Annotated in this window: 22 protein-coding genes; all 22 read right to left on the bottom strand. The window is 43.4% G+C overall.

Annotated features, from left to right (window positions below):
- Positions 1-137 precede the first annotated feature (137 nt).
- Positions 138-629, bottom strand: coding sequence for a DivIVA domain-containing protein (locus tag EIZ58_RS09135; RefSeq protein ID WP_134700288.1), 492 nt, complete (start codon positions 627-629; stop codon positions 138-140).
- Positions 630-654: 25 nt separating this feature from the next.
- Complete coding sequence (locus EIZ58_RS09130; protein WP_134700287.1) at positions 655-1,434, bottom strand: YlmH family RNA-binding protein; 780 nt, start codon at positions 1,432-1,434, stop codon at positions 655-657.
- Between the two features lie 12 nt (positions 1,435-1,446).
- On the bottom strand, positions 1,447-1,716 hold the full coding sequence (locus EIZ58_RS09125; RefSeq protein ID WP_134700286.1) for a YggT family protein: 270 nt from the start codon (positions 1,714-1,716) through the stop codon (positions 1,447-1,449).
- Between the two features lie 48 nt (positions 1,717-1,764).
- Entirely contained in the window at positions 1,765-2,202 is a 438-nt protein-coding gene (locus tag EIZ58_RS09120; protein ID WP_134700285.1) for a cell division protein SepF, read from the bottom strand.
- 14 nt (positions 2,203-2,216) lie between these two features.
- Entirely contained in the window at positions 2,217-2,909 is a 693-nt protein-coding gene (locus EIZ58_RS09115; RefSeq protein ID WP_255438233.1) for a YggS family pyridoxal phosphate-dependent enzyme, read from the bottom strand.
- A gap of 3 nt (positions 2,910-2,912) precedes the next feature.
- The gene (pgeF, locus tag EIZ58_RS09110) at positions 2,913-3,740 is read right to left on the bottom strand and encodes a peptidoglycan editing factor PgeF (RefSeq protein WP_240688996.1); all 828 of its coding nucleotides are present in this window, start codon (positions 3,738-3,740) and stop codon (positions 2,913-2,915) included.
- 136 nt (positions 3,741-3,876) lie between these two features.
- The gene (locus EIZ58_RS09105) at positions 3,877-4,164 is read right to left on the bottom strand and encodes a YlmC/YmxH family sporulation protein (RefSeq protein ID WP_134700283.1); all 288 of its coding nucleotides are present in this window, start codon (positions 4,162-4,164) and stop codon (positions 3,877-3,879) included.
- A gap of 123 nt (positions 4,165-4,287) precedes the next feature.
- Positions 4,288-5,064: an RNA polymerase sporulation sigma factor SigG gene (sigG, locus tag EIZ58_RS09100; protein WP_134700282.1), complete on the bottom strand. Its 777-nt coding sequence runs from the start codon at positions 5,062-5,064 to the stop codon at positions 4,288-4,290.
- 95 nt (positions 5,065-5,159) lie between these two features.
- Positions 5,160-5,882, bottom strand: a complete 723-nt coding sequence (sigE, locus tag EIZ58_RS09095; RefSeq protein WP_134700281.1) for an RNA polymerase sporulation sigma factor SigE — start codon at positions 5,880-5,882, stop codon at positions 5,160-5,162.
- Positions 5,883-5,906: 24 nt separating this feature from the next.
- Positions 5,907-6,872, bottom strand: coding sequence for a sigma-E processing peptidase SpoIIGA (gene spoIIGA, locus EIZ58_RS09090; protein ID WP_167577583.1), 966 nt, complete (start codon positions 6,870-6,872; stop codon positions 5,907-5,909).
- Between the two features lie 231 nt (positions 6,873-7,103).
- Entirely contained in the window at positions 7,104-8,252 is a 1,149-nt protein-coding gene (gene ftsZ / locus EIZ58_RS09085) for a cell division protein FtsZ (protein WP_134700279.1), read from the bottom strand.
- Positions 8,253-8,302: 50 nt separating this feature from the next.
- Positions 8,303-9,574, bottom strand: coding sequence for a cell division protein FtsA (ftsA, locus tag EIZ58_RS09080; protein ID WP_134700278.1), 1,272 nt, complete (start codon positions 9,572-9,574; stop codon positions 8,303-8,305).
- Positions 9,575-9,850: 276 nt separating this feature from the next.
- On the bottom strand, positions 9,851-10,207 hold the full coding sequence (locus EIZ58_RS09075) for a small basic family protein (protein ID WP_134700277.1): 357 nt from the start codon (positions 10,205-10,207) through the stop codon (positions 9,851-9,853).
- A gap of 4 nt (positions 10,208-10,211) precedes the next feature.
- A complete protein-coding gene (locus EIZ58_RS09070; RefSeq protein ID WP_134700276.1) occupies positions 10,212-10,928 on the bottom strand; it encodes a DUF881 domain-containing protein in 717 nt (238 codons plus the stop codon).
- A 1-nt stretch (position 10,929) separates the two neighbouring features.
- The gene (locus EIZ58_RS09065; RefSeq protein ID WP_134700275.1) at positions 10,930-11,679 is read right to left on the bottom strand and encodes a DUF881 domain-containing protein; all 750 of its coding nucleotides are present in this window, start codon (positions 11,677-11,679) and stop codon (positions 10,930-10,932) included.
- Positions 11,679-12,446, bottom strand: a complete 768-nt coding sequence (locus tag EIZ58_RS09060) for a cell division protein FtsQ/DivIB (RefSeq protein ID WP_134700274.1) — start codon at positions 12,444-12,446, stop codon at positions 11,679-11,681. The genes EIZ58_RS09065 and EIZ58_RS09060 overlap by 1 nt, the downstream gene beginning before the upstream one ends.
- Positions 12,447-12,537: 91 nt before the next feature.
- Positions 12,538-13,794, bottom strand: a complete 1,257-nt coding sequence (murA, locus tag EIZ58_RS09055) for a UDP-N-acetylglucosamine 1-carboxyvinyltransferase (RefSeq protein WP_134700273.1) — start codon at positions 13,792-13,794, stop codon at positions 12,538-12,540.
- A 15-nt stretch (positions 13,795-13,809) separates the two neighbouring features.
- Entirely contained in the window at positions 13,810-14,715 is a 906-nt protein-coding gene (murB, locus tag EIZ58_RS09050; protein ID WP_134700272.1) for a UDP-N-acetylmuramate dehydrogenase, read from the bottom strand.
- A gap of 96 nt (positions 14,716-14,811) precedes the next feature.
- Entirely contained in the window at positions 14,812-15,909 is a 1,098-nt protein-coding gene (gene murG, locus EIZ58_RS09045; RefSeq protein ID WP_134700271.1) for an undecaprenyldiphospho-muramoylpentapeptide beta-N-acetylglucosaminyltransferase, read from the bottom strand.
- A gap of 51 nt (positions 15,910-15,960) precedes the next feature.
- A complete protein-coding gene (gene spoVE, locus EIZ58_RS09040; protein ID WP_134700270.1) occupies positions 15,961-17,049 on the bottom strand; it encodes a stage V sporulation protein E in 1,089 nt (362 codons plus the stop codon).
- 102 nt (positions 17,050-17,151) lie between these two features.
- Positions 17,152-18,540, bottom strand: a complete 1,389-nt coding sequence (murD, locus tag EIZ58_RS09035) for a UDP-N-acetylmuramoyl-L-alanine--D-glutamate ligase (RefSeq protein WP_134700269.1) — start codon at positions 18,538-18,540, stop codon at positions 17,152-17,154.
- Positions 18,540-19,502 (bottom strand): phospho-N-acetylmuramoyl-pentapeptide-transferase, encoded by a 963-nt coding sequence (gene mraY, locus EIZ58_RS09030; RefSeq protein ID WP_134700268.1) that lies wholly within the window; start codon positions 19,500-19,502, stop codon positions 18,540-18,542. The genes murD and mraY overlap by 1 nt, the downstream gene beginning before the upstream one ends.
- Between the last annotated feature and the right edge of the window lie 38 nt (positions 19,503-19,540).

The raw sequence follows: 19,540 nt of genomic DNA, 5'->3' as shown, positions 1-19,540 counted from the left end.
TATATGTTTAATACCTGCATTGTAAGCTTGAGAAAACGATAAAAGCCTTCTCCACTAATACAAAAGAGAAGGCTCCTGCTGATACAGGAGAAAAAGTTTTAGACAATTATAACTCTAATCCTACTCCGAAGCAAGCCTTACTCTTTTTCTCGAATCAGCTCTTCCTCAATTCTTTCAAATTGCTCCCAATCCCCGCTATCCAGCATTTCGAGCTGAGCTTCGAGCAAGCTGCGGAAACGAATTCGATATACGGCAGCCTTTTTCTTTAACTCTTCAATTTCTATTGCCACTTTACGAGATTTAGCCAATGATTCATTAATAATACGATCGGCATTTTTCTCTGCTTCCTTAATAATGAGCTGGGATTCCTTACGAGCATTGTTCTTTACTTCTTCTGCGGTTTCCTGTGCGATAAGAATAGACTTGCTCAGCGTTTCTTCGATGTTTGTAAAGTGCGTCAATCGCTCTGTAAGGGTTCCTACTTTCTCTTCAAGCTCTCGTTTTTCCTTGATGATTATTTCCATATCTTTAATAATCTGGTCAAGAAACTCATTCACTTCATCTTCATCATAGCCTCGAAACGCTTTACTAAATTCCTTATTATGAATATCTAGTGGAGTTAATGCCACTTGCCCTACACCTCCGCCAATCCTTTTAATTTATCAGTAATCCAATTTCTAAACGGGTATTCCCTTTGCGTGTAACTCCCTCATCCTTTATCACCTTAAACCGCCCATAACCTCGAAGCGAGACCATGTCTCCTTCTCTTAAGGGATAAGAAGGAGAATCTACAACCATCCAATTCACCTTTAAGTGCCCTGCACGAATTGGCGGTAATATCTTGGAGCGAGAGAGACGAAAAACATCTCCTGCAACCACATCGGCTCGCGTTGATGAAACGGTAAGATGAAGCTCCTTCCATTCTTCTGAGGAGGGAATGAGCTCTTCTAATCTCATCGACTCGAGATGAACCGAAGAGCGATGTACCTGGTTTAAATTGAGAAGTACATAGCTGGCAATTTCTTTGGCTACGATAATTTGAACTTCATTTTGATGCAGGAGGATATCCCCATACTTGTCCCTTTTTAGTCCGACCCCAGTTAAGGAGCCCAAAAAGTCTTTGTGTTTGAGCTGGGAAAAACTAGGAGCAGAACTAGTGATGCGAAGTGGGGTAAGTGCAAAATCCTCTTGTTCGGGCTCCCAATAATCATGGTGTATAAACACCCTGCACCGTTCGGCCTGCGCATATCCTCCGAAAGGGGATAGGGATAAATCCGGAAATCGGGCCGCAAGATTCTTGAGAACATTCTGCTGTCTAGGGTCTAAAAAATCGGTCAAGCGTGGCTCATGGCGATGATTGACCCCTTCTAGCCAATCTAACGCTTTCTCAATAAAGGGTCTTTCTTCAGGTCTAAAATGTTCAAACAGGGTCATGGGATTCGATCCTTATGCAAAGAGTAGATGTAGAAGATAAATGATGCCTTCTTCCGCAAAGTATAGTGTAAATAAAGCCACGATGGGGGAAATATCAATCATTCCCAGAGGAGGAATAATTTGTTTAAAAGGGCGCAAGTAAGGATCAACGGCTCTTCTCAGCAGGTCTCCTAGCGGTGAATCTTTTAGTTGAGGAATCCATGACATGAGAATATAGCCAAAAATCATAAAGGTATAAATCTGCAATGCAAAGCGTATGAAAGTCTCTAATGTTCCTGCCAACCGCTTCACCCCTTTGGATAGATTTTCTCTATCATTATATTATTTTTTTTATCTTGGATATGTATCATCATTCATTAATAATTCAGAAATAGTTCCTTGAATATCCACATTATCCGGTGCACACATGAAGATATTTTGGCCGACCTTTTGGATATCTCCATTCAAAGCGTATACAGTTCCACTTAAAAAGTCGATGATTCGCTTCCCTTGCTCACCACTCACTCGTTGCAAGTTAATGATTACAGGTCTTCTAGAACGAAGATGATCTGCTATTTCCTGAACCTCGTCATAGGCTCGGGGTTCTACAAGTACCATTTTCACTTGTTCCTTGGCATGCTGTAAACTGACCACGTTGTTTCTGGCCTTTTTGTTCGCAGGCTCCTCATACTCCACCTCTTGCTTAGATTGCGCTCGATCTGAGTAGTCGTCGTATGTTTCTTCTCCTGAGAGGCCCAAATAACCCATAATTTTGTTCATTACTCCCACGGCTTCATCTCCTCCTACTTCCTTTCATTTCCGACCAGGACGGAACCTAAACGAATAAAGGTGGCTCCTTCTTCTATAGCAACTTCGAAATCATTGGACATCCCCATGGATAAATGGGTTAGTTGTACCCTAGGCAGCTGAAGGGCGTTCAGCTCGTCCCGTAGCTCTCTTAATTGTTTAAAGATAGTACGTGTCTCTTCGGCTTCCTGTTCGTAAGGTGCCATTGTCATCAGCCCACAAAGGTTTATATATTTCATCTTACTTGTTTCTTTGACAAATTCCAACACTTGTTTCGGTTCTAATCCGAATTTTGTCTCTTCTCCGGAAATATTGACTTGAACAAAGCAATTTGTGACGGTATTGTTTATTTCTCCACGCTTTTCGATCTCTGCTGCAAGAGAGAGACGGTCAAGGGAGTGGACATAAGCAAAGCGGCCAATAATGTCTTTTACCTTATTCGTTTGCAGATGTCCAATAAAGTGCCATGTCCCCCGTTGACCCAGCTCTGCCCATTTGGGTATTGCATCTTGGACGCGACTCTCCCCTAGGTGAACCACACCGTGATCGAGGGCAGCCTTCGTTGTTTCTACACTGACGTACTTCGTGACAGCCACAATTTCAATTTCCTTCGGGTCTCTGTGGACGCGACGACAAGCAGCCTCGATTCTTTGTTTAATCATTTGTAAGGATTCTGGAATATTTTTCAACGTCTACACCTCATCACGCCATCCAAGGAAGGCTGCCATTCTGCCCGTTTTTCCGCCATCTGCTCGGTGAGAAAAAAACAAATCATTCCGGCAGCTGGTGCACCAGGAACTCTGCAGGATATGCTCAGGATGAATCCCTGCTTGAATGAACAAATAGTAATTTACTAACTTAAGATCAATTTGGTATTTTCCTTGCCCTTTGGAAACCAGCCAATCTTCTTTCTCTCCGACCAACTGTACAGAAATCTGATCGACTACACGATCATCCACTTCATAGCAGCATGAGCCGATTGATGGACCAATAGCCACTCTAATATCTTGTCGATGGGAACCAAAACGCTCCGTTATGGATTCGACAATTTTCTGGGAAATAATCGCTGCAGTTCCTTTCCAGCCTGCATGGGCAATCCCAATGACTCTTTTTACGGGGTCTATCACCAATAGTGGAACACAGTCCGCATAGAAAGAAGCCAGTAGAATATCCTTCTCTGCCGTTACCAAGCCATCAGAAGCAGCAAGAGCATCCTCCAACGAGTTTCTCCCTCGCCCTTTTTCGGCTGACTCAACGAAGGTAATGTGATTCCCGTGTACCTGGTCAGCACAAGTCCACCCCTCAAACGGGAAATGAAGGAGCGAAGAAAGATTTCTTCTGTTCCTTACAACGGCTTGTATATCGTCTCCAACATGGAGTCCACAATTCATTGAAGCATAAGGGGCTGTACTAACTCCTCCTATCCTGGTCGTGAATCCTGCTACTAATCCAGGAAACTGCTCCTCCCATGCGGCCAATCGAAGTAGGGAAGTTGTTTGTTCCAGTACAAATGGTTCCAAGTTTAACCCTCCCGCCATATATATCCTTCATCTTACCATATTCTGCTCTATAGCCTCAATGAAACCGATACACCCTAACCCAAAAAGAAAAAACGCGCTCAATTGATGAGGAATCCTCTCCCTCCAATGAGCACGTTTAATAAGGCTTATAACCTTCCTCTTCCAACTGCTTGGGTTCTTTGTAATGCCCTTCTTCTAGACGGACGAGGACTACATCTTTTCCAATTTTCACAATGTTTCTCCAAGGGATTACTATGTCATTACCTCCACCAAAGAAACCTAGAAATTTACTGTGACCAGGTACAACGATGGCATCGATTTGTCCGAGCTTCAGATTAATTTCTAAATCGGTTACTTGCCCTAATCGTCTGCCATCCAGAATATTCACAACGTCCTTGGTTTGGAACTCGGAAATTTTCATCATAAAATAGCCCACCCTTAATATGGCTCTCCCATTCTTACAGTTATATATATGTTACGGATGGGCAAACATGTGACAAAAAATATAAAGCATCCAGAGATACTGGATGCTTTATTCATTAATATTCTATTGTACATGCTTTTGCATTTGAGAAATGGCTGCCTTTTCCAACCTTGATACTTGTGCTTGTGAAATTCCGATTTCCTCGGCCACTTCCATTTGCGTTTTTCCTTCGAAAAAGCGCATCGACAGGATGAGTTTTTCTCTGTCATTTAATCGGTGCATGGCCTCACGAAGCGCAATTTCTTCCACCCACTGGATATCCTTGTTTCGCTCATCGCTAATTTGATCCATAACATAAATGGGATCTCCACCATCTTGGTAGATCGGCTCAAACAAGGAAACAGGATCTTGAATGGCATCTAAAGCAAAGACAACGTCTTCTTTAGGAACATTCAAGGCTTCCGATATTTCGTAGATGGTCGGTTCACGGGAGTTTCGATTCGTTAGTGAATCTCGAATTTGCAGAGCCTTATAGGCTATGTCCCGCAATGACCGCGACACACGGATTGGATTATTATCGCGAAGATATCGCCGTATTTCTCCAATAATCATGGGCACAGCATAGGTAGAAAATTTGACGTTTTGTCCAAGATCAAAGTTATCGATGGCTTTCATGAGCCCTATACATCCTACCTGGAAAAGATCGTCAACATATTCTCCTCTGTTGTTGAAACGCTGAATTACACTTAACACCAAACGCAGATTTCCATTGACAAGTTTTTCCCTCGCATGGTATTTCCCATTTTGTAGCTCAACAAACAGTTCCCGCATTTCCTTATTCGTTAATACAGGCAATTTTGATGTATCTACGCCACAAATCTCGACTTTGTTTCGTGTCACCTTTCTCCCTCCTAGGAGCAGCGTTAAAGTTAATTATCTCCTGAGAGGGAAAATTTATGCATAAACGAAAAAAGGAGTCTAACACTCCCTTTTATCTAGACCATCTTATTAAATTCTTTTCTAAGCCTCTTGATGATTCTTTTTTCTAATCTAGAAATATACGATTGAGAGATCCCCAACATGTCCGCTACATCTTTCTGCGTTTTTTCCTCATGACCATTCAAACCAAAGCGCAGCTCCATAATGGTTCTTTCTCTATCTGACAGTTTGTCTAAAGCCTTGTATAGCAATTTGCGGTCTACCTGGTCTTCTAGGTCACGGTAGATGGTATCGTTCTCTGTTCCTAAAACGTCTGATAGGAGTAACTCATTACCATCCCAATCGATATTTAAAGGTTCATCAAAAGATACCTCAGACTTAAGCTTACTATTCCTTCTTAAGAACATCAGAATTTCATTTTCGATACAACGAGAAGCGTAAGTAGCTAGTTTGATTTTCTTTTCAGGATCGAAGGTATTAACGGCCTTAATTAATCCAATGGTACCTATACTCACTAAATCCTCGATATTGATCCCGGTATTCTCAAATTTCCTAGCAATATAGACTACCAGACGAAGATTCCTTTCAATAAGCATAGCTTTTACCGCGGCTTCACCTTTTGGCAGTTTACCAAGGAGATACTCTTCTTCCTCCCTGCTCAACGGGGGAGGAAGGGCTTCGCTCCCACCAATGTAGTAGATTTCTTCTGCCTTAACGCCCACTAACAGCAATAATCGATACCACATAAGTTGAGCCAATAGTCTAAATCGAGTAATCATAGATTCCTCCTTACTCCTCATGATTTACATAGCCTGCTTAGGCAAATTAGCATCTTTTTCTGTTTCTTGAATCCGGATAGACTCATCCGTCATTTGGGGATGCACAATGGCTTGATAGCTTCCATCCGAAGATAGAGCTTGGGGATTCAAACCGATTAATGCCTTTCTCGTTTCGTAAGTCGTCCCATCTAGCGTTATCTTAACTGTATCGGGTCTTAAGGCAAGTAATAAGTCCATCCCTCTAGAAACACTGCGATAAGGGATAATTCTTACTTTATTTAGCCAACTATCGTCTAAATTCAATAGAAGCTCATGAGAACTCAGATCTTCTTTATTCTTGATCGCTTGATACAACGTCGGGGGAAGGACTTGTTCAAATAAGTGAAGATCTACTATGGTTACTGGCCATCTAGTAAGGGGTTCATAAAGCTGATTTCCCGTGTCTATTAATCCTCTGCATGTCACGGCTTGTTCGCTTACTCTAATCTCCATATCCACAAAGAAAACGGCCTTTCGGTTCGTCACGTTTAATTGCCTCAGCGCTCTTCCTGATAGCCACCATAGTACAGGGAAGGCTATAATAATAAAGCCCCAAGTGATTGAAGTTCCCATCCCCCCTGTTTGTGTGAGTACGATGCCAGAGAACACTTCACTTTCAGTTTGCAGAGCATAATGAAGACCGAGCAATCCTCCTCCAAGAATGAAGGCAACCATGTAAAACGTGAGGATTCGCTCTAAAAACACCTGTAAGCGATAAAAACCAAACGCACAAAATACCATAAGTGCAGAAAAAATCAACTTTGTAAAAAAAGTAAAAAGGCTAGTCAAGTAGGGATAAAAAATGACTAATGTATAAGTGGCCCCTAAACCAGCACCTAGTCCGAGTCTATACCAGCGCGGTCTGAGCTTTAAGACAAAAGCCGTACTCCAAAGAAGGATCCAGTCAATGAGAAAGTTGGTTAGAAAAATGAGATCTAAATAAACCGTCACTTCATCTCCAAGCCCCCTCCTCTCAGTTCCTATGAGGCTCCTATACCAGCAGTTGCCAAATCCTTACATTGCCTCTTAGTGCTATCAGTATATAATAAAGCCCATTCAAAGTCTGTCTAATCCTGCCGAGTGATACCCACTATTTTCGTCGAAAAATAAAAAGACTCCTCTCGGAGATTGAACACAAAAAAAACTTCGTACTGAAACATTCAATACGAAGTTTTTTTTACATTATTTCTTTGGAGGTGTATTTCGATTTCGACGATTGCGTAGGAAAGTAGGAACATCTAGGCTATTGCTATTGAAGTTCTGGAAAGGTCGTACCTCTACTCTTTCTTCTTCTTTAGCACTAGCTACCTGAGTTCTAGCATTGCTAACAGCACTTGGTTGAGGACGCTTGTCCAGGTTACCGATTGGCTTTTGGGCGGCTTCTTCGAAACCAGTGGCAATTACCGTTACAATAATCTCATCTTTGAGGTTTTCGTTAATAACAGCACCAAAGATCATGTTCACTTCTTGATCAGATGCTGAAGCAACAATATCAGCAGCTTCATTGACTTCATATAAGCTCAGGTTGTTCCCACCTGTAATGTTTAACAATACGCCGCGTGCTCCATCAATGGAAGTTTCAAGCAATGGGCTGTTGATTGCTTGTTTAGCCGCTTCTGTTGCACGGTTTTCACCTGTACCTACTCCAATCCCCATAAGGGCAGAGCCACGTTCAGTCATAATAGTCTTCACATCAGCAAAATCGAGGTTGATCAATCCTGGAACAGCAATCAAGTCAGAAATCCCTTGTACACCCTGGCGAAGAACGTTATCCGCTTCACGGAAAGCCTCAAGCATAGGCGTATTCTTGTCAACGATTTCTAGCAAACGATCATTAGGGATCACGATCAAGGTATCTACTTTCTCCTTCAAGGCATTGACACCATTCATCGCTTGCATGGAGCGTTTTCTTCCTTCAAATGAGAATGGCTTCGTTACAACCCCTACCGTCAATGCTCCCATTTGTCTTGCAATATCCGCGATGACAGGTGCAGCACCAGTCCCTGTTCCTCCACCCATTCCGGCAGTAACAAAAACAAGGTCAGCTCCACGCAATGCATTTTCGATCAGTTCACGACTTTCTTCTGCTGCTTTACGACCAACTTCCGGATTGGCGCCAGCACCTAGACCTCTAGTAAGCTTCTCACCAATTTTAATCTTTTGTTCGGCTCGAGATAATTGAAGAGCCTGAGCATCCGTATTTACTGCAATAAATTGTACTCCTTGCACACCCATTTCAATCATCCGGTTTACAGCATTGCTGCCACCGCCACCGACACCTATGACCTTAATCTGAGCAAGTGAGTCATTATCTAAGTCAAATTCCAACATTCTTGCTAGTCCCCCTCACATGTCTTAAACCATATTAAGTTTAAATCCAATTAAATAAATTCACTAAACCAATTTTTAACTTTATCAATTACACCGTTGTCCTTATCCTTATCTTTCGGATTGGTTGGCTTCTTTATGGCTTTCACTTGGGCGGGCACCTTTTCCTTCTCCATCGTCATAGGTTGACGAATAACCGAGTGTTTAGATGCGTACTTGATTAATCCTACTCCAATTGTATAAGAAGGATCGCGAACGCCGATATAATCTGGCATCGCCACACGGACAGGGACTTGAAGCTCTTCTCTTGCCAGTTCTACTGCTCCCGGCATCCCTGCGACGCCCCCTGTCAATACATAGCCGGCAGGAATCTCACCTGAGTAGCCGAGCTTAACTACTTCATCTTGAACCAAGCCAATAATCTCAGCGACTCTGGGCTCAATAACATGGGCAAGATCCAATTGCGTGCATTCTAAGTCTGTATTGCTGCCAATCCTCTTCACCTTAAACTTTTCGTTCGGAGAAGCATGGTCTATCATCGCTGACCCATATTTGACTTGCAGTCGTTTCGCTTCCTCAGTGGAAGTGCGGAGTGCGTAAGCAATATCACTTGTTATGTAATCTCCGCCGATGGGTATCGTACTCACACCAGCCAATGTTCCTTGCTCAAAGATAGCAATTGTCGTAGATCCAGCTCCCATATCGACTAGCACAACGCCCAGGTTCTTCTCATCCTTAGAAAGAGCGACATCGCTTGCTGCCAAGGACTGAAGGTAGAAGCCGGCAATATTTAGCCCTGCCTTCTCAACGCAACGGTACAAGTTATGGATTATGGTCTTCGAACCCGTGATAATAGTTCCTTCCATCTCTAATCGGATACCGATCATCCCATGAGGATCATTCACTCCGGATAACCCATCAATCGTGTACTCAATAGGAACGACATCAATAATTTCCTTTTCGGGAGGAATTGCGATAACCTTTGCTGCATCGGTTACCCGACGGATATCCTCATCACCGATCTCCCTATTCTCACTGGAAACAGCAACCACACCGTGACTAATAATTAATTCAATATGATTGCCTGAGATTCCAACGTATACATCTCGTATGCTTACATCCACCATTCGTTCCGCTTGATCTAAAGCTTCTCTTATAGCAAGAACCGTCTGGTCTATGTCAACGATGGCTCCCTTTTTTATTCCTTGGGATTCTGCTGTGCCTACCCCTATGATATTAATGGATCCATTATGGACTTCTCCAATTATGACTCTCACTTTGGATGTACCGATGTCTAAGCTTACTAGTAGGTCGTTGTTGTTCAATCCTTTGGCACCTCCCCTGCATGAACTCCAGCTTCCAAATCTATTAACAGTCTGTTTTCAAAAGAAGAAGGAGACAAACGCCCTTCTCCCCTACTTGTTGGGATGTTTAGGCTAAAATTCTTTTTAGCCTATTAACTTAAATTCAACATCCCTTCTAGATTCCCTTTTTTTTTTACATTTTTTTTCTCAAAAAGCGTATAACAATAATTTACAACAAAACCAACAAATGGAGCTATTCAGACAATTAAGCACTGAAAAAAAAGTCGTATTCTCTGCTTAATCGTTATAGGACTTGTCATTAAACCAGCGTCCAATCATAATTCTTCGTATAACAGCTATATTATTGAATAGCCTCACACCGAAAGCAAATATGGCCGCAAGATAAAGGTCAATTCCCATATAAACACCCAAGAAAGCTAGTCCAGCTGCTAAAAGGGTGTTAAAAAAGAAACCTGACATAAAGACTTTAATATCAAAAATATTTTCTAAATAGGAGCGTATTCCTCCAAAAACGGTATCTAGCGCTGCAAGCACGGCAATGGATAAGTAGTTGCGATACTCTACAGGCACGGTGAATTCAGAGGAAAGACCTAAAATAATACCAACAATGAGACCAATAATCGGTAACCACATCTTATTATGACCCTTCCTTCAGCGGTTTCATAAAACGGATCATACCTTTTCCATCATAGGCAGGAATTAGTAATTTGTCTAGCTTTTTCATTGTTATTTTCTTATTGATGACCATAAAGTACTCTTCAAATCCTTTTAGCTTCATCGCCGATTCCAAAACATCCGGATCACCGATCACCCTAATTTCATACGGAAGCTTAATTACTCGTGTATCGATCTGAATATCATTGCCAACATTGCGAATCGAAGTTGTCGGGTTCATCCGGTTGCCATTAATAGAGATCGCCTGTGCACCAGCTCCAAATAATTCGTTGACGATGTATCGCAGGTCATCATCATAGATTTGAGTCAAGCTGCTCATCTCTTGCTGACTAGAAAATTGCGGCATTTCCTCAATTTTAATCGTCAAACCTTTACCTTCAAGTGAAGCTAATCCCGCGAATATTTGAATTCGTTGTAATTCCTCTTTCATGACTTTAACGGAGTCAGCCTGATTTAAAGGATTCTCATACTCATAGAGCAGTTGATCGTACTTTGATATTTCCGTAAGAAGCCGCTGATGGCGTTCTAGCTCTTTCTGAAGATCTTGACGCAACTGGGAAATATCTTTAGATTCTGGCGCTGCGGCTGTGTTGTAGGACTTAAACTGGACAGCCAGCATAAATCCAATAATAATACTGATTAAAATGATAATAAATGGAACTTCTTTTCTTGGCCTCATGCTAAGAATCCTCTTTCATTACGGAGTTGTCGGAACGGAAGAGCTTTTGGCTATCTCCTGTATAGGCAGGTAAGTCCATTTTTTCCTTCTTTTCGAGCTTCACCTCGATGTTCGTCCAATCCTTAAAGTTTTGGATGACTCCTCCTGGCATTTCCAGTGCAGTTACCAAGATATCCGGATCACCAATACCCGAGATTTCAAATGGAGGGACAATTTTCACTTCATTCACAAGCACCGTCGGTCCCACGCAGCGGATGGCAGAAATAGATGTAAGGCGTTGCCCATTAATACTAATCGCTTCTGCACCAGCCGAAAACATCTCATTAACAACTTGTCGAATCTGTTCTTCGTGGACGATATAATCATTCATATTGCCTGACTCAGGAAGTGTTTTGCTGTCATTGAGCACGACCATCAGCCCTTTTCCCGTAACAGGCAATAAACCAGCCCACATACGAACCTCATCCAATTGCTCTAGTACTTCACGAGCCTGGTCCTCTTGTTCCCCCATCTTTCGTTCAATTTCAGAGACTCTGTGCTTAATCTTCTGTAATTGCTCTTCTAATTTTTGTACTTGAATTTGTTCTTCTAAGATTTTCTCTTGCAGCTTCTGTTTCTTTTCCCATTGAGAGTCCGTGTATGGAGTCGTGCTTGTAGAAATGCTCTTGGTGAACTGTACGGAGTAGGAGACAATAAAACCGAAAGCCAATAAGACCAAGGTAAGATAAACATGTATTCTACGTATTTTCATCAGTTGCCCCCCGCTTTACCATCCACATTTTCATAAGGGATGAACCACTTGCCATCTAAGAGCATGATTGTCCCCTTATCTTTTCCTTCTTGCTTCAGATTCGCAACAAAGGAGGGATACCAAGACATATTCTTAGCAAAATGACGTATGGAGGTATGTACCTCATATCCATCCTTCATATAAAGAATTATTCTTTGCGGATCCTCAACCAATGCAGGCTCAATCTCTGATATAGCATGCAGTACAAGAGGTTCCACCTTCATTAATTCTTCACATAATTTAGCAAGGAGTACTTGATCCTTCCATTCACGCAAAATGGGCTTATCTATAACTCTATCATCCCAAACCCTATTTTCCAACCGTATTCCATTTTCCAAAACTGGAATGATCTTTGTATGGCTTTCCATGAAAAAAGCAACGTGCCGGTATTCCAAAAGCTCAATCCATACTTTTCCCGGGAATTCGCGCGTGACAAGAACTTCTTTAACCTCTGGCAATTTCTTTAATTCTTCTTCAATCTCGGACGGTTGCACCGAAAAAAAAGAATCTCCCTTTGCTACTTTACTGAGGGCAATAACGTGATCCGTTTCTAACATTTCATTCCCTGTGATGTTCACTTCATCTACCTTGCTTAAGGGAGAACGAAAAAAAATAAGAATGCAAAGGCCAACCAAGAACACCGATCCCAACCCCTTAAGAATTCGGTTGCCTTTCCTTTTCTTTTTCTGCTCCTTGGTCAAAGTGGGAACTCTCTCAAAATCCCCCATAGCTTGTCTCCTCTCTCCTAAGAACTTTCTCTATATTTATATTTTTTACTTTACGCTTGAAAAGCGGCATAAGATCTATGCCGCTTCTCACTTAAGTCTGTATTCGTTTAATGCAAGCCCCAATCGATTGCAGCTGTTCTTCAATTCTTTCGTACCCTCGATCAATATGGTGGACTTGGCTAACCAGCGTAGTTCCCTCTGCTGCTAATCCAGCCAAGATCATAGCCGCTCCCGCTCGTAAATCCGTGGCGTCTACCTCAGCACCGCGTAAAGATGCAGTTCCTTCAATATGGGCTTCATTCTTCATGATCTCAATCTTGGCCCCCATTTTTCTTAGGGCATCGACGTGCCTATATCGACTATCAAATATGGTTTCGCGGATAATACTAGAACCTCTAGTCAAAGAGAGGAACGTCATCAGTTGAGCCTGCATATCCGTCGGAAAACCAGGATAAGGTCCTGTTGTAATGAGAGGAACCGCATGAACGGGTCCTTTTCTGGCTACATTTATTATATCACGGGCATAGTCTATTTCAACACCACATTGCCTGGTAACCTCGATCAGGGGTTTAATGTGATCTGCTATCACATTCTCAATCGTAAGGCTTCCTCCAGCCACGGATGCCGCCAGCAACATCGTGCCTGCAACAATCCGATCCGGTATCACTTGATAGTGAATCGCATCCAGTCGAGCAACACCTTCTATAATAATCTTTGATGTTCCGGCTCCCTGAACTTTAGCCCCCATCCGATTGAGAAAGTTTTGCAAATCAACAATCTCCGGCTCTTTCGCCGCATTGTTTATCGTTGTAGTCCCTTGGGCTAAGGTTGCAGCCATCATTATGTTTTCTGTAGCCCCAACACTTGGGAAAGCAAGATCGATGTCTGCCCCAATCAGCCGATCGGCCTGGCAGTAAATATAGTTTTCCGTCGAAGAAAAATGGGCACCGAGTGCCTTTAGTCCATGTATATGCAGGTCAATTTTTCTTTCTCCGATCGCGCAGCCCCCTGGAGGATAAATCGTGACTTCACCAAAGCGAGCAAGCATCGGACCCATCAAGAATATGGAAGATCTCATTTGTCCCATTAGGTCTTCTGGAATGTGTGAGGAAAACAGCGAGGAAGTATCGATCGTGACTACTGAATTGTTATGACTGGCTTTGGCCCCAAGTGCATTGAGGATTTGGAGCATGACTGAAATGTCGGTTAGGTGAGGAACATCCTGAATGGAGTACTGGCCTTCCGCCAGCACTGTGGCGGCAAGTATCGGAAGGGCCGCATTCTTGGATCCGTGGATGCGCAGGCTTCCGTGCAAGGGCCTTCCACCTTGGACAGCAAATTTCTCCATGGTTTCACCTCCGGATTATCCTTCACCCACCACCTCAACTTCTGGAACTAACTGAACCTTATACCTTTCAGCAATTTCCTTTTGTATATAATCAATCAGCATAAGAACATCTTGGGCAGTCGCCCTTCCCCGATTTACAATGAAATTGGCATGCTTCTCCGAGACTTGTGCATCGCCAATGCAGTATCCTTTTAATCCAGCAGCCTCTATGAGCCTTCCTGCGTGATCAGGCAGCGGATTTCGGAACACGCTGCCAGCACATGGCAGCTGAAGTGGTTGTGTAGCTCTCCTTCTATCTTTGAAGCTAGCCATTGAATCTGCTATTTCTTTACGATTCCCGTGAGCCAGCTGCAATACGGCAGATACGACTAAGCCACCTGTTTCTTGAAGGATAGAATGACGATAACTAAATTTCATGTCCTCATGCAAATATTCAACAAGCTCACCGGTTTCGGTCAATACCTCAGCTGATTTGAAAATTCGTGATAGCTCTGATCCATGAGCACCTGCATTCATGTAAACAGCCCCACCTACAGAACCTGGTATTCCGCCCGCAAACTCCAATCCCGTGAGTCCCTCTTTTCCTGCCATAACCGAGAGCCGAATAAACGAATACCCAGCTCCAACATGCACCACATCATCTTCGAAACGAAGATGATCCAATCCATCAGCCAATTTAAACACTATTCCGCGGATACCCTTATCCTGTACTAACAAGTTGGAGCCTTTTCCAATCACGCGCCAGGGAAGCTTATACTTATAAACTATTTTCATAGCGCTTGCCAAGCCATATTTGTCTCGAGGCTGTATAAATATATCTGCTGGGCCTCCAATTTTCCAAGTTGTATGGTTGGCAAGGGGCTCATTCTCTAATACCGTTCCTATATCAGCTTTCAACAGTTCCTCTACTATTTGCTTCATTACCCTTCTTCCCCCCTCCGAAAATGCCGCAGGATCATGTTCATATCACGTTATTAATATATTTTATGCTGGGCCTATTCATTTTGTGACATCAGCCTATTTAGAAACTAGGCGTTTCAACTCTTCATAAAGTTTATTAGCGGCTTTAGGCTCTCCCAGCTTTTTGGCAGCAGCTTTCATTTCAAACCACTTGGTTTTATTCATCATAATGTGATCAATGGATTCAATGAGAGAAGGTCCTGTAAGGTCCTTTTCAAGAATGACGGTTGCTGCTCCATGTTCCTCCAGCCATCTCGCATTTTTTTCTTGATGGTTATTGGTTACATAGGGAGATGGGATGAGAATGGATGGAATACCCAGCGAAGTGATTTCAGCTAGGAATGAGGCCCCAGCCCGATTCACAATCAAGTCCGTTGCTGCCAGTACTTGCGGCATATTGTATATAAACGGATAAACACTTACATTGGATTGGATCTCGTGCTTTTCTAGCTGTTCCTTGACCTTTTGATAGTGGACTTCTCCGGTTACGTATATAAAATGAAGATCCTTCTTCGTTGCGAGTTCAGGGACCGCTTGTAGAAAAGCCTCGTTAATTGCTCTAGCCCCTCGGCTCCCTCCTACAACTAAAATGATTCTGCGGGAAGGCCGGACAGCTAGCGAAGAACGCCCTTGTTCTGGATCAGCCTTCGCCACTTCAGTGGCTCTGGGATTTCCTGTGACCACGACTTTATCCTTGGGAAAATATTGGGCGGAGCCCGAAAACGAAACGGCAATGCGGTCTGTATGTCGAGACAAGAATTTATTAGTCAACCCTGGTATCACGTTTTGCTCGTGTACTAACGTCGGGATTCCTAATTTTGCTGCAGCATACACAACCGGTCCGCATACATACCCCCCAGTTCCAACCACAGCGTCAGCTCCAAACTCACGGATCATTTTTTTCGATTCCGTCACCGCGCGAAAAAATCGAATAATCGTTTTTATATTTTCTATTGAAAGACTTCTCTTAAAGCCACTAATTTCGATTGCCTTAAAGTCCACTCCAGCTTTAGGGACAATATCGGCTTCTAGGCCTTTTCCACTGCCAATGTACAAAATTTTCCCGTCTGGATGCTGCTCGATTATTTGCTTGGCTATGGCTAGAGCAGGGTAGATATGCCCCCCTGTTCCGCCGCCAGAAACGATAATTTTCATCTGTACAATCACCACTTCAATCTATCCAATCCCATTCGATGGGTTGAATTTTTATCTAGCAAAGCGAGAAATGTTCAGAAGGACACCCATACCTGTTAAAATCAAGGTTAGTGATGATCCCCCATAACTTAAGAAAGGCAAGGTGATACCGGTGACAGGAAACATCCCCGTTACAACACCTACATTAATAATGACCTGGATGGCGATCATGCCCACAATTCCCACAGCCAATAGGCTGCCAAATTGATCAGGAGCTGTAATAGCGACCCTCATACCTCTCCAGAGAATGAGTAGAAACAGCATTAATACAAGCGATCCGCCAATAAAACCAAGCTCTTCCGCAAGGATGGAAAAAATAAAATCATTATACGGTTCGGGCAGATAGTAGAACTTTTGCCGGCTCATTCCTAAGCCTAAGCCCATAATCCCACCGGGTCCAATGGCATATAAGGATTGAATGAGCTGATAACCCGCACCTAGCGGATCCTGCCAAGGATCTATAAAGGCCGTAATCCTTTTGATGCGATAAGGCGCAGCTAAAATAAGTCCTACAAATCCTGCTACACCAAGAAGAGCCAAACCTGCCAAGTGCTGTATGCGACATCCTGCTACAAAAATCATGAGAACGGCCGTGCCCATGAGGACAGTGCCTGTACCAAGATCAGGCTGAAGCATAATGAGGGCAAAAGCAAGTCCTGGGATTCCTAATGCCGGAACTAAACCTTTTCGAAAAGACACAATGTTCTTTTGATTCTCCGATAGCCATTTCGCAAGAAACACGACCATGCCAAGCTTGGTAAACTCTGCAGGCTGAATTCCAAACGCCCCGATTCCTAGCCAGCTTTTGGCGCCGTTCACGGTATTACCAATGATCAGAACTAAAACAAGCAAACCAAAACAAGTAAGTAACCCTACTTTCGCCCATTTCTTCCAGACCCAGTAATCCACATTCATCATAAAAAACATGGCTACAATCCCTAGCACCGCAAAAATAAGCTGCCTCTTCGTGAAAAAGAAAGGATCCCCTTTTCCTATGGCTACTACTGCGCTGGAACTGTAAACCATGACGACACCGATACACAATAAGATTAGCGTTGAAATGATAATGATAAAATCAGGGGTTGATCTAGCCTTTGCCACAAGCCGCCACCTCTATATCGTCTTATTAGCCGTACATTGAGGACAAGCGTTGCGAGAAAAGACGTCAAACGTTTGCGAAAGCTGCCTTAAGGCTTGCCTCCTTCAATACAGGCTTGTTTTAAGCTTATGCACGGACTCCTTAAAAATGCTTCCCCTTTCCTCAAAGGAACGATACATATCCCAACTTGCACAGGCTGGGGAAAGCAATATAATGTCGCCCGCGGTTGCCATCTTACTGGCTTGTAAGACGGCTTCATTTACATTATCGACGGAGGCAAGCTGCTTCAATCCTGCTTTATTACCAATATTTATGAACTTTTCTTTCGTTTGGCCATAGGCTACAATCCCTTTTACTTTCTGCTCTAGGATGGGAATCAGCTCTAGAAATTCATCTCCACGATCCAATCCTCCAGCAATCAAGACAATCGGGGAACGAAACGACTCAAGTGCCTTGATGGTGGCTTCAGCGTTAGTCGCTTTGGAGTTATTATAATATTTAACTCCCTTCCACTCGGTTACAAATTCAAGTCGATGTTCCACTCCCATAAATGTCGTGAGCACATTCTTCAGGACTGAGCTCTCTACACCCACACTTTTGGTGATAGCCGTAGCCGCCAGTACATTCTCAAGATTATGTGCGCCAGGAATTCCTATCTCGTCTATGGAGATTATCTTTTCCTCCCGATCACCTGCGCGGAAATAAACAAAACCATCTTTGACATAGCTCCCCTGTTCTACTTCTCTTTGACGGCTAAACCATAGCGTGCGACAGCGAACCGATTTCGCAACCTCTAGGCACCCTGGATTATCCCCATTCAACACCGCGACATCCTCATCCTGCATATTGGAAAAGAGCTTTCCTTTAGAGGTTATGTAGTCTTCCCATGTCTGGTGATAGTCCAAGTGAGCAGGAGTAATGTTTAATAAGCAGCCAATGGCTGGACGAAAATGGACGGTTCCCTTTAATTGAAAACTACTAAGCTCGGCAACGATAATTTGATCATGCCGAGCTGTTTCCGCCTTTTCGCAGAGGACCGTTCCGATATTACCTGCAACAATCGGATTCTTCCCCGCCTCTTCAAGGATTAAACCAACTAGAGTGGTCGTCGTGGTCTTCCCATTTGAACCGGTAATTCCAATGAGCGGAGCCGAACTCCAATCTGCTGCCAGTTCAACCTCAGTGATAACGGGTACCCCAAGCCTTAGCGCTTGTTGAACCGGCTCGCTGGAATAAGGGATACCCGGGTTCTTGACCACGAGATCAGTCCCTGGGTGTATCAATCCTTCAGGATGACCGCCCGTAATGACTTGAATGCCCAATGCCTGAAGCTCAGAGACCCCTGATAGCTCAGCTTCTGGCTTTTGATCATTGACGATAACCTGAGCCCCCTTTTGGGCTAACAAGCGTGAAACGGCCATACCACTTCTAGCTAGACCTAAAACCACGACATTTTTTCCTTGGATCCAATTACGATCATAGTGTTTAGTCATTAGTTCAGCACCTCAATATATACAGCTAAGCCAGCAAACAGAAGGCCTATAAGCCAAAATGTGACGACGACCCTCCATTCTGACCAGCCGCCTAATTCAAAATGGTGATGGAGCGGACTCATCCGAAACACACGCTTCCCTCTTGTTTTAAACGAAATGACTTGAATCATAACGGATAAGGTTTCAAGTACAAATACCCCTCCTATAATAGCGAGCAGCAATTCAGTCTTGGTTAGAATCGCGACGGCTGCCAGTGCCCCACCTAAAGCTAAAGATCCGGTATCCCCCATAAACACCTTGGCAGGATGAGCGTTGAACACAAGGAAGCCTAAAACGGCCCCTACAACTGCAGCGCAGAAAATAGCAACGTTCATCTGGCTTGACATCCAGGCAATAATGGCATAAGCACTAAAGGCAATAGCACTTGTACCGGCGAGCAGTCCATCCAATCCATCCGTCAGATTTACCCCATTGGATGCCCCAACCGTGATAAAGATCAGGAAGGGTAAATACATCCAACCTAGCTCAAGTCCCCAAGAGGTTCCTGGGATGTATACCTTTGTATCGTAATTAAACTGCATTAAAACGTAATAAAGAATCACCGCTATGGTTAATTGACCAAATAGTTTTTGCTTTGCCGTAAGGCCCAGATTACGCTTAAAAGAAATTTTAATGAAATCGTCTAAGAAACCAATCAAGCCATACCCAAGCGTAAGAAACATCAAGAGGAAAACTTCCATAGATGAGTTGGCAAATTTAAAAACAGTAAAAGATAAGGCCAAGATAATAATAATGCCTCCCATTGTAGGAGTGCCCGCTTTTTTCTGATGAGACTTCGGCCCTTCGTCTCGGATGCTCTGCCCAAACTTAAGTCTTCTCAAGAATGGGATGAAAAGGGGGCCTAATAATACGGCAATGAGAAAAGCTGCTGCTATGGCAAATAATAAAACGCGAATCGGCATCCCCCAGCCTCCTTCCACCTCGTTACGATCTTTTCTAT

Source organism: Ammoniphilus sp. YIM 78166 (assembly GCF_004522215.1).
Classification (GTDB): Bacteria; Bacillota; Bacilli; order Aneurinibacillales; family RAOX-1; genus YIM-78166.
This window is presented reverse-complemented; position numbering and strand designations above follow the sequence as displayed.